Source organism: Lactococcus sp. DD01 (genome assembly GCF_001578715.1).
Classification (GTDB): domain Bacteria; phylum Bacillota; class Bacilli; order Lactobacillales; family Streptococcaceae; genus Lactococcus; species Lactococcus petauri.
Map to the genome: position 1 here is coordinate 272,669 of NZ_KQ968939.1, position 3,040 is coordinate 275,708.

3 protein-coding genes are annotated in these 3,040 nt (G+C 34.1%); all 3 read left to right on the forward strand.

Annotated features, from left to right (window positions below):
• Positions 1–107 precede the first annotated feature (107 nt).
• A complete protein-coding gene (locus LACDD01_RS01355; RefSeq protein WP_019293593.1) occupies positions 108–641 on the forward strand; it encodes a phenolic acid decarboxylase in 534 nt (177 codons plus the stop codon).
• Positions 642–778: 137 nt separating this feature from the next.
• Positions 779–1,330, forward strand: a complete 552-nt coding sequence (locus tag LACDD01_RS01360) for a PadR family transcriptional regulator (RefSeq protein ID WP_061412904.1) — start codon at positions 779–781, stop codon at positions 1,328–1,330.
• Positions 1,331–1,479: 149 nt separating this feature from the next.
• Positions 1,480–2,784: a hemolysin family protein gene (locus tag LACDD01_RS01365; RefSeq protein WP_061412907.1), complete on the forward strand. Its 1,305-nt coding sequence runs from the start codon at positions 1,480–1,482 to the stop codon at positions 2,782–2,784.
• Positions 2,785–3,040: the final 256 nt, after the last annotated feature.

Sequence of the window (3,040 nt, forward strand, 5' to 3'; positions counted from 1 at the left end):
TCTTTAAAGATCGGCATTTTTTTATTTGACAATTTTTAAATAAAGGAGTAATCTATATATGTAAATAAAACATGTTTAATTTACATATATAGAAAGAAGGACTAAAAATGAAAAAATACTCTACATTAAAAGACTTTATCGGCTCACATATGATTTATACCTATGACAATGGTTGGGAATACGAAATTTATATTAAAAATGAGAAAACAATCGATTACCGTATTCATGGCGGAATGGTTGCTGGTCGTTGGGTAAAAGAACAAGAAGTTGACATCGTGATGCTTACAGAAGGTATTTATAAAGTTGCTTGGACCGAACCAACAGGAACAGATGTTGCTTTAGACTTCATGCCAAATGAAGAAAAAATGCACGGTATGATTTTCTTCCCAAAATGGGTACACGAACATCCAGAAATTACGGTATGTTTCCAAAATGACTTTATCGATGTGATGCATGAATCACGTGAAAAATACGAAACTTATCCAAAATACCTAGTCCCAGAATTTGCTACAATCACGTATATTGCTAATGCTGGAACAGACAACGAAGATGTCATTGCCCAAGCACCATATGAAGGTTTGCCAAATGATATTCGTGAAGGTAAGTATTTTGATGAAAACTACCAAAAAGTAAACAAATAAGAAATAGAAAGATGAGTTCATTCATCTTTTTTTCATTTATAGCCTGAGAGTGTTTATTTCAACATTATTCCGTTATAATAGAGTTTACATTTACAATTTTCAAAAATTGGGTTATTATGGAATAAGGGAGAAATAAAATGGCCAGTGAAGATAAATTGTCTTATATTATTTTGGGTTTGTTGAAGCATGAACCATTAACAGGATATGATTTAAAGAAAAATTTCGAAAGCGAAGTGGGCGAATTTTGGCAAGCAAATACGGGACAAATTTATCCGACCTTAAGAAAACTTTTTGAGGCTGAAGCAGTCGATTTTGATGTCGAAATTGTTGGTGCCAAATTAAAGAAAAAAAAGTACTACATCACAGATAAGGGGCGTGAAATGTTTGACCAATGGATTCAAGCGCCTGCTGAACTCTATGCTGTTCAAAAGGACGAATTTATGTTAAGGTTGTACTTTTTGAAGAATGACGACGATGTCCGAATTATTGACTTAATTAATGAAGAAATAGAAGTACATAAGAAAAAACTGAATTATCTTCTGCAACGTCAAGCACATATCTTTGGAGGAGATGATCCTAAAGAAAAAGATGGACATTTTTTAGTTTTAGATTTTGCCATCCAAAGAGAAAACTTTCGACTTGATTGGCTACAAAAGGTGAAAAGTAGTCAAGTTAAGTCTGAGAGTTAGAGATAATACGAGCGTATAATAAAAAGCATCTAGAATTCTAGTGCTTTTTTATTAAACAAGCAGTGTCGCAATGAGGACCGGTAAAGTTTTTGCTATAATAGAGAAGAGAGAATTTTTAAGAATGATTAAAAAATAAAGGGGATAATCTATTGACGGTAAATCTTATAATAATAGTATTAATGATTGCTTTTACAGCTTTCTTTGTTGCATCTGAGTTTTCTTTGGTGAAAATACGTAAAAGTCGTTTAGAAACACTGGCAGCTGAGGGCAACAAACAAGCAAAATTAGCTATTGTTGTTGTGGAGCATTTGGATTCATACTTGAGCGCCTGTCAGCTAGGGATTACATTGACTTCTTTGGCTATTGGTTGGGTTGGAGAAAGCACAATTCACGCCTTACTTGCGCCTGTGATTCATTATTTTCCACTGCCTAATACGATTGCAGAAAGCTTTTCAATTGTTTTAGCTTTCTTGCTGATTACTTTTGTTCACGTCGTAATTGGTGAATTGATTCCGAAATCACTCAGTATTTCGAAGACAGAAGCTGTTGTTTTAGCAGTCGTAAGACCTTTGCACTATTTTTATAAGCTTACATATCCCTTTGTCTGGCTGTTGAATGTTTCCGCAAGCTCTATTGGGAAGCTCTTTAATCTTAGCCTGGCATCAGAAGGAGAAGAAACACATTCGGAAGAAGAACTCCTTTTGATAGCCAACCAAAGCTTTGCTAAAGGTGAAATTAACGAAAAAGAATACGAGTATCTCAACAAAGTTTTTGAATTTGATGATTTATTAGCCAAAGAAATTATGGTCCCTCGTCTCGATATGGAAACAATTGCTTCAGATAAAACAATTAAAGAAGCGCTAGAGTTTGCAATTGAAAAAGGACACACGCGTTTCCCAGTCATTGGCAAATCTAAGGACAATATCTTAGGATATGTGACTCTCCAAGCTCTTATTAAGGAGTATCTTGTGTCGCCAATGCAAAAAGTGCGTACGATTGCTCAGGAACCCATTGTCTTTATCGATACTATCCCAGTCAAAATCTTGCTTTCACAAATGCAAAGTGAACACAAACATTTCGCAATTTTGTCTGATGAATATGGCGGAACCAGCGGTTTAGTAACGATTGAAGATATTCTGGAAGAGCTTGTGGGTGATATTCAAGACGAGCAAGACCATGAAGAAGAAAATATTGTCGAAGTTGAACCAGGAATTTATCATGTCAAAGGGAAAACTCCTTTATCTGAAATTGAAGATAAGTTTGATACTGATTTCGATAATCCTTCGGCAAGCAATACTATCAGTGGTTATATTATTAATGCTTATCTGGAAAATAGAGAAGAATTTGACGTAGGGAGTATTAAAGTTTTGAATAATTTACAGATAAGGATTCTTGAAATGGACAGGGTGACTCCAAGTGAGTTAGAGATAACTAAAGTAGAAAAAATCATCTAGATTTTGATGATTTGTAGATAGTCAAAAGTTCACATAAAAATGTGAACTTTTTTTGATAAATATTTTAAAAAGACATTTCTTATATTTTGTACACTTTTTAATATAAACTTGACAAACCAGATAGGACATGGTAGAATTCTATTTGTTCATGTGAATACAAACACAAGGAGAGATTATGAAAATTTGGACAAAATTAGGATTGCTTGCCATTGTTGGCCTTTCATTGACGGCATGTGGGGGAAATGCTCAAAATAAA